Genomic DNA, 7842 nt, shown 5'->3' with positions numbered 1-7842 from the left:
CTTGGATTCCTGCACTTTCCCCGAAACTGCACCATTGCGAATCAGGGTGGCGGCGGGTCGAAGACGGACACCGCGTGGAAGTCGGCGCGGCGGGCGGCGCGGCGCAGGGCGGCGAGCACGGCCGGTCCGGTCAGGACGACCAGGATCGCGGTGGTGACGGCGCGGCCGGTGTCCCAGCCGAGCGAGGTGACCGTGAAGAACACGAGGTAGCGCTGCAGCTGCTCGAGCAGCGGCAGGCCGGGTTCGTACGCGATGGAGCTGTTCGGGTCGAGGGAGAACGGCCAGAACGACAGGTTGAGCAGGAAGCCGAAGAGGTAACCGGAGACGGCGGCGTACCCGGCGAGCATCGCGATCTCGGCCCTGCCCCGCAGCGGGGGCAGCAGGCCCGCGAGCATGCCGACGTACGCGCAGCCGAACATCTGGTACGGCAGCCACGGGCCGACCCCGCCGGTGAGCAGCGCCGACGCGAACAATGAGGTGCAGCCGAGGGTGAAGCCGAAGCCGGGTCCGAACACCCGGCCGGCGAGCACCAGCAGGAAGAACACCGTCTCGATCCCGGCGGTGCCCGCCCCCAGCGGCCGCAGGGCCGCGTTGACCGCCGACAGCACGCCGAGCATGGCCAGCGCCTTGGCGTCGATCCGCTTCTCGGCGATCTCGGCGAGCACCACCGCCAGCACCACCAGCAGCAGCACCCCGAACAGCAGGGGCGGCGTCTGGGTGGAGCCCAGCCGTCCGGGTGCGACGACGAACGGCCAGAAGAAGGCCACCAGCCCCAGCAGCGCCGCCATCGTGATCACGGCGGCGGCGCGGGCGGGCACGCGTACGGCGCGGGCCGCGGTCATACCGCCTCCTCCGCGAGCGCGGCCCGCACCTGCCCGACGGTCAGGTACGGCGCCGGGGCCAGGATCTTCGCCACCTGCGGCGCGAACGACGGCGACGCGGTGAGCACCGCCGCGGCCGGTCCGTCGGCGACGATCTCGCCCTCGGCGAGCACCACCACCCGGTCGGCGACCAGCGCGGCGAACTCGACGTCATGGGTGGCCACGACCAGGGCGTGCCCGCGCGCGGCGAGCGTGTCGACGGTCGCGGCCAGGGCCTGTTTCGCGCGGTAGTCCAGGCCGCGCGTCGGCTCGTCAAGCAGCACCACCCCCGGCGTGACCGCCAGCTGCACCGCGAGCACCAGCGCGAGCTGCTGGCCGGCGGACAGGTCGCGCGGGTGGGCGGCCCGGTCGATGCCGGGCGCGATGGCGTCCAGCAGCGTCGCGGCGGTGCCGGGCGCGGCGCCGTCGCGGTCGGCCTGGTCCAGTTCACCGCCGACCGTGTCGAGGTAGAGCAGGTCGGCGGCGCTCTGCGGGACGAGCCCGACCAGGGCGCGGGCGCGCGCGGCCGACACCGACCTCGGGTCGGTACGGCCCGAGCCGTCACGCACCGCGACCGAGCCGCCGTCGCGGCGCCCCGCCCCCTGCAGCGCCCACAGCAGCGACGACTTGCCCGACCCGTTGCGTCCCATCAGGGCGGTCACCTCGCCCCGGTGCAGGTCCAGGTCGACGCCGCGCACCGCGACGACGGGCCCGTGGCGCACGGTCACGCCCCGCGCGGTCAGCTCCGTCGCCTCGGTGGCGCGGCTGGTGCGGTGCGGCGGCGGCGCGGCGGGCAGGCGCTCGCGCAGCGCGGCGGCGCGGCGGCGGGCGTCGCGTACCGACAGCGGGACCGGGGTCCAGCCCGCGTGGCGGGCCAGTTCGACCACGGGGGGCGCGACGGTCGACGCCGCGAGCACCACGGCCGGGTCACCGCAGGTCACGGCGCCGTCGCCGGTCACCTGGAGCACCCGGTCCGCGTACGGGATGACGCGCTCCAGCCGGTGCTCGGCCAGCACCACGGTGATGCCGAGGTCGTGCACGAGCCGGGTGATCGCCGCGAGCACGTCCTCGGCCCCGGTCGGGTCCAGCGCCGAGGTCGGTTCGTCGAGTACGAGCACCCGCGGGTGGGCGGTGAGCGCGGCGGCGATCGCGACGCGCTGCTGCTGCCCGCCGGAGAGCTGGTGCAGGCCCCGGTGGCGCAGCTCGGCCAGGCCCAGCAGGTCCAGCGCCTGCTCGACGCGGGTGCGCATCACCTTCGGGTCCAGCGCCAGCTGCTCCATGCCGTACGCCAGCTCCTCCTCGACGGTGTCGGTGACGAACCCGGCGACCGGGTCCTGGCCCACGACGCCGACCAGGTCGGCCAGCTCGCGGGGCGGATGGTGGGCGGTGTCGCGTCCGGCGACGGTGACCCGGCCGGTCAGGGTGCCTCCGGTGAAGTGCGGCACCAGGCCGTTGACCGCGCCGAGCAGGGTGGACTTGCCGGTGCCGGTGTGCCCGACGACCAGGCACAGCTCGCCCTCGTCCAGCCGCAGGTCGACGTCGCGCAGCACCGGCGCGGCGGCACCGGCGTAGGTGACGGACACGTGCTCGAACCGGATCACGGCAGCGCTCCGGCCGGTACGGCGGGCCGGTGGCGCGGCGGGGGCGGCGGCGCGGCCAGGGCGGCCACGGCCGCGAGCAGGATCGCGGCGGCGGGCAGCACCGGCAGCGTCGGCCAGCGCAGCGGGCCGGTGCCGAGCGCGGCCGGGTCGTAGCCGGTAGCGGCTGCGAGCACCACCGCGGCGGCCAGCCCGCCGACCGCGACCGTCCACTCCGGCCACTGCCAGGGGTCGGGCCGGTAGCGGCTGCGGGACACCCGGCGCCCGCCGAGGATGAGCCCGCCGGTGCACAGCACGGCTCCGGCGGCGAACCCGCCCACGCCGACGCCGCCCGGGACGGTGGGGTCCAGCAGCCCGTACGCCCCGACGCACAGGCCGGTCATGCCGGTGAGCATCAGCGCGCCGGTGAGCAGCCGCGACGTCCGGGTGGCCGAACCGGTGCGGCCGTAGCCGCGCGAGTCCATCGCGGCGGCCAGCCGCAGCGACCGGTCGAGCGCGTCGTGCAGCACGGGCAGCGCGATCGCGCGCAGGGCCCGCAGCCCCCTCGTCCGCCCCGCGCGCAGGCGCCGGGCGCGGGCGACCCGCTGCACGCTCTCGACCAGCTGCGGGGCCACGGTCAGCGCCACGGTGACGGCGACGCCCAGTTCGTACAGGGCGCCGGGCAGCACGCGCAGGGCCCGTTTCGGGTTGGCCAGGGTGTTGGCGGCGCCGATGCAGCACAGCAGGCAGGCCAGCCGCATGCCGTCCAGGGCCGCCGACAGCACGGCTTCCAGCGACACCGGGCCGCCGAGCCGGATGCCGGCGTACCAGTCGGGGGTGGGCAGGTGCGGGAGGGTGAACAGGATGTGGTCGTCGGGGGCGGTGCCGGCGGCGAAGACCGCCCGGAACAGCACCCGGATCACGATCACGGACAGGGCCAGCAGCAGGTAGTAGCCGAAGGCGCGGGCCCAGGGGGCGTCGCCGCGGCGTACGGTCACCGCCAGGCCGAGCACCGCGAAGATCAGCGCCAGCAGCAGCGGGTTGCCGGTGCGGCTGGCGGCGGTGGCGAGGGCCAGCGCCCACAGCCACCACGCGATCGGGTGCAGCGGCCGGGGCAGCCGGGCCGCGGCGAGGCTACTCATCGCCGGTGCGCCTGCGGCGTACCGCGATCACGGCACCGGCCCCGAACAGCAGCAGGATCGCGGCCGTGACCAGCAGCGGCACGGCCGTGCCGGAGTCCGGCGCGGCGGCCGCCGCGGTCGGGGCGGCGTCGACGATCGGCGGCACCTCCTCGGTCGGCGCGGCCGACGCCGTCGCGCTCGCCGCGACGCTTGCCGACGGTGCCGGCGCGGTCGGGTCGGCGGCGGGCGAGGCCGTGGACGCGGCGGGGCGCGGGCTGGTCGGCTTCGGCTTCGGACTGGACGCCCCGGGCGGGCTGGTGTTGCGGGCCCGGACGCTGTTCGGGCTGAACTTCGGCCTGCCGTGGCCGCCGTCCACATCGGTCGCGCCGAAGGTCCACAGGTCGACGCTGCCCGGCTTCGGCCGGTAGCTCATCGCCCCGAGCTGCGAGTACGACCACGAGTCCTGCCCCGGATCGGCATGCCAGTACGACCAGTACGCCGAGGCCGGGGGCGTCAGCACGCACTTCTCCGTCGTCGAGGTCGGATACTGCTTGCCGCCCTGGTAGCCGGAGTAGCCGATGCGGCAGACGAAACCGGGCCCGTCGTGCTGCGTGCCCGAGGTCCGCCAGCCGCCCTGGTTGAGCAGCTGGTATCCGGTGGTCGGGGTGGTGCCGCAGGCCCGCAGCAGCGGCCCGCCCCAGTGGCTGAAGTCCACCGCCAGGATCACACCTGAGCTGGTGGTGCACTGCCCGATCGGCTGCGGCTCGGCCAGCGCGGGCGCCCCCGACGCGAGCACCGCCACCAGTGCCAGGACCGCTGCGCCCAGCCGGCCCACACCTGTGGGGGTGTACCCACAACCCCGCAGGTGTGAGCGCGCGCGCCTCACCGTCCACCGCCGCTGACGGCCCGGCGCCGGAACCCGAACCCGACCAGCAGCACCGCGCCCACCGCGATGAGGACCAGCGCCGCCACCACCGTCGCCGTCAGCGGGAACCCCGTGACCGGCAGCCCCGGCCCGCCGTCACCCGATCGCGAGGCCGAGGGCAGCGGCGACGGCGTCGCCGGACCCCCGGGCAGCGCGTGTACGTCGCGCAGCAGCGTGCCGAACGAGACGCCGGTGGCACCGCAGACCGCCTGCGTGGACGCGCGCAGGTCCGACCCGTCGACGCCCAGCGCCACGTCGAACCCGCCGTCGCCGTTCTGCTGCCCCGCCAGGAACGCCCGCGCCCGGACCAGCTCCTCGGCGTACGCGTCGGCGCGCAGCGACAGGCCCTGGACCGCCAGCGCGGTGGAGTTGGTCGAGTCGCCCGCCGCGCCGGGGAAGCCGCCGTGCTCCTTCTGCTGCCCGGCGATCCAGGCCAGGGCCTTGCCGAGCGCGGCGTCGTGGCCGCCCGCGAGGTCCAGGACCATCGCGGCCATCGCGGTGCTGTCCACGTCGCGGTCCTCGGCGGTGGCCGGGATCAGGCTGGGGAACGAGCCGTCCGGCCGCTGCAGCCCGAGCAGGAAAGCCAGCGGTCCCGCCGCGTCGGCGGCCTGCCCGGCGCGCAGCTGCGCCAGCACGCCCAGCGCCTGCGAGAACACCGAACTGGACCAGGTGTAGTTGCCCGGTCCGGCGCAACCGGTGGCCTCGTCCGCGCTCGCGCAGGTGACGTCCTTGAGCGCCGCGATCAGGTCGTGGCCGCCGAAGCCGCGCGGGTCGAACCCGGTGACCTGGGCGAGCACCGCGACCTTGCCGATGGAACCGCCCGAGGCGTACTCGGTGCCGATGCCGAGCCAGGAGTCGACCGTGAAGCCGCCGTCGCCGACTACCCCGCCGGTGCGGATGAACTCGGTGACCGCGCGCAGCCGAGCGTCGTCGGCACCCGTCGCGGCCAGCGCGAACGCGCCGTCGACGGTCAGGCCGAAGTCCGGGAAGCCCGGGAACGACTCGTAGTAGCGCCCGTCCTTGAGATTGGCCGGTGCGCGCAGGTAGGCCACCCCTGTCACCAGGTCCGGAGTGGACGCGGCGAGAGCCTGCCGGGCAGGGCCCGGCGACATGCCGGCCGACGGGCTGCGGCTCGCCGCCGGTGACGGGCTCGGGGCGGGGCTCGCGGCAAGGCTCGCGGAGGGGCTCGGGGCGGGGCTCGCGGAGGGGCTCGGGGCGGGGCTCGGCGCGGGTTCGGCCGCGGCGGCCGGGGCGGCGGCGAGAGTGGCCAGGGCCAGAGCCGCGAGCAGGGCGGCCACGCGCGGGCGGGGTACGGGCATGGGGTTCTCCCGGGGGGCTGAGCGGCGCTGGCGCGGGCACCGACCGCCCGCGGAACCACTGCCCCGGGGTGCTCAGGCTCCGCGCCGTGGACCACGACGACGCTGGGGGTTGCTGCGTTCCAACCAGGTAATCCGACTCGTCCTCCGAAGAGGACCTACGGCTGCGGGCCAGTGCCGGGCTTCGACCGGCTTCCCCTGATGTGCTGGAACGGCCATCCGACCACACGGGGTCGCCGGGCGTCAACGCGAGGGCCCTGTCACGTACGCAACTCGCGCGAACCCGGGGGCATGGCTTAGCGTGAGGTCGTCATCGCGCAGGGGAACCCGGTGTGAACCCGGGGCTGACGCGCAACGGTGAGGACGCGACCATTCGCATCCCGAGCCCGAAAACCTGCCGGTGACGCTCCACCCGCGGATTCCGACCACGCGTCTTGGGCTCGGCCGCTTCGCTCCGCGTCGCGCGACGGCCCGGGTCGAGGCACGTCGTTCCCATGGCGCCCCCAAGGAGTGCCATGTCCCCTCAACAGCTGCTCGGCCGCCGTGTGCGCCGGGCCGGCGCGGGCCTCGCGATCGTCCTCGCCACCCTGATCGCCACCGCCGCCCCCGCCGCGGCCGACCCCACCCACAATCGGGCCGACGCGGCCGCGGGCTGGCTGGCCCGGCAGATGGTCGACGGCGAGCGGTTCGAGGTCGTCTTCGACGGCTTCGCCTACCCTGACCAGGGCCTCACCATCGACGCCGTGTTCGCGTTCGCCGCGTCGAAGACCGGCGGCACCTACCGCGACGCGGCCATGGCGTGGCTGGCCGAACCGGCCACCCTCGGCGGCTACATCGGCGACGGCACCGAGGCGTACGCCGGGGCCACCGCCAAGCTGGCGCTGGCCGCCGAGGTCACCGGCGCCGACCCGACCGCGTTCGGCGGCGTCGACCTGATCGCGCGGCTGCGCGGCCTGCAGGCGCCCTCGGGCCGGTTCAGCGACCTGTCCGCGTGGGGCGACTTCAGCAACGGCTTCACCCAGTCGCTGGCCGTCATCGCCCTGGACCGCACGGCCGCGGGCGCCCCGGCGGCGGCCGTGTCCTACCTGGCCGGAACGGCCTGCGCCGACGGCGGCTTCCCGGTCTACTTCGACCAGCCGAGCTGCGTCAGCGACGTCGACGCGACCGCGCTGGCGGTGCAGGCGCTGCGGGCGGCGGGCGACGCGACCCACGCCAACAGCGGCGCAACCTGGCTGGTCAGCCAGCAGCAGGCCGACGGCGGGTTCGCCTCGGCCGGCGTCGAGAACGCCAACAGCACCGGTCTGGCCGCGCAGGCGCTGCAGACCAGCGGCCGTCTGGTGGCCGCCGCGAAGGCGCGCGTGTTCCTGCGCGGGCTGCAGGTCGGCTGCGCCGGTGCGGTCGCCGACCGGGGCGCGATCTCGTACACGACCGGGGTCTTCGACCCGGCGACCGGCCCGCGCGCGACCGCGCAGGCCGTGCTCGGCCTGACCGGCCGCGGCTACGCCAACCTCGACGCGGCCGGCTCGGTCGCGACCGCGCCCACCCTCGCCTGCCCGTGAAAGGGGCCGTCCCGATGAACCGCCGCCTCGGCCGGGCGCTGACCGCCCTGCTCACCACCCTCACCGTCGCCGCCGGCACCGTGCTGGTGCAGGCCCCGGCCGCGCACGCGGCGGCCTGCTCCGGCAGCACCGGCGTGACCGTGGTCGTCGACTTCGCCTCGCTGGGCGGCGGCGTCGTCACCGCCTGCGCGCCCGGCGACCCGACCAGCGGCATCAACGCGCTGACCGGGGGCGGGTTCACCGTCGCCGGCACCTCGCGCTGGGGCCTGGCGTTCGTGTGCCGCATCAACGGCCTGCCCACCGCCGCCCAGCAGGCCTGTGTCAACACGCCGCCCGCGACGGCCTACTGGTCGTACTGGCACGCCAGCACGCACGGCGCCGCCTGGACCTACAGCTCCTCGGGCGCGAGCAGCTACAACCCGGCGCCGGGCACCGTCGAGGGCTGGGCCTTCGGCGCGGGCACGGCACCGTCCATCACCGCCCC

The 7842-nt window shown here is 76.0% G+C and carries 7 protein-coding genes and 2 riboswitches; of the genes, 2 read left to right on the top strand and 5 right to left on the bottom strand.

Annotated elements, in window-relative coordinates:
• Positions 1–41: 41 nt before the first annotated feature.
• Genes QEZ54_RS36085 through QEZ54_RS36065 form a run of 5 tightly spaced genes read right to left on the bottom strand, consistent with a single transcriptional unit; the run spans position 42 to position 5802 of the window.
• Positions 42–842 carry an ECF transporter S component gene (locus tag QEZ54_RS36085; RefSeq protein WP_281309286.1) on the bottom strand — a complete coding sequence of 267 codons (801 nt, stop codon included), beginning with the start codon at positions 840–842 and terminating at the stop codon, positions 42–44.
• The gene (locus QEZ54_RS36080; protein ID WP_281309285.1) at positions 839–2461 is read right to left on the bottom strand and encodes an ABC transporter ATP-binding protein; all 1623 of its coding nucleotides are present in this window, start codon (positions 2459–2461) and stop codon (positions 839–841) included. Before QEZ54_RS36080 ends, QEZ54_RS36085 begins: the two co-directional genes overlap by 4 nt.
• The gene (locus QEZ54_RS36075; protein ID WP_281309284.1) at positions 2458–3579 is read right to left on the bottom strand and encodes a CbiQ family ECF transporter T component; all 1122 of its coding nucleotides are present in this window, start codon (positions 3577–3579) and stop codon (positions 2458–2460) included. The genes QEZ54_RS36080 and QEZ54_RS36075 overlap by 4 nt, the downstream gene beginning before the upstream one ends.
• On the bottom strand, positions 3572–4393 hold the full coding sequence (locus QEZ54_RS36070; RefSeq protein ID WP_281309283.1) for a hypothetical protein: 822 nt from the start codon (positions 4391–4393) through the stop codon (positions 3572–3574). The genes QEZ54_RS36075 and QEZ54_RS36070 overlap by 8 nt, the downstream gene beginning before the upstream one ends.
• A 47-nt stretch (positions 4394–4440) precedes the next feature.
• Positions 4441–5802, bottom strand: coding sequence for a prenyltransferase/squalene oxidase repeat-containing protein (locus QEZ54_RS36065; protein ID WP_281309282.1), 1362 nt, complete (start codon positions 5800–5802; stop codon positions 4441–4443).
• 104 nt (positions 5803–5906) lie between these two features.
• Positions 5907–6033: riboswitch (cobalamin riboswitch) on the bottom strand.
• A gap of 53 nt (positions 6034–6086) precedes the next feature.
• Positions 6087–6216, top strand: a riboswitch (cobalamin riboswitch).
• Between the two features lie 98 nt (positions 6217–6314).
• On the opposite strand from QEZ54_RS36065, the gene QEZ54_RS36060 reads away from it, so the two are divergent.
• Together QEZ54_RS36060 and QEZ54_RS36055 are read left to right on the top strand one after the other, a co-directional pair.
• Positions 6315–7358: a prenyltransferase/squalene oxidase repeat-containing protein gene (locus tag QEZ54_RS36060; RefSeq protein ID WP_281309281.1), complete on the top strand. Its 1044-nt coding sequence runs from the start codon at positions 6315–6317 to the stop codon at positions 7356–7358.
• Positions 7359–7372: 14 nt separating this feature from the next.
• The coding region (locus QEZ54_RS36055; RefSeq protein ID WP_281309280.1) for a hypothetical protein at positions 7373–7842 on the top strand (470 nt) is incomplete at its 3' end.

The organism is Catellatospora sp. KI3 (assembly GCF_029948125.1).
Taxonomy (GTDB): Bacteria; Actinomycetota; Actinomycetes; order Mycobacteriales; family Micromonosporaceae; genus Catellatospora.
The sequence above is the reverse complement of the archived record's forward strand: the minus strand, read 5'-3'. Positions and strand labels throughout refer to the sequence as shown.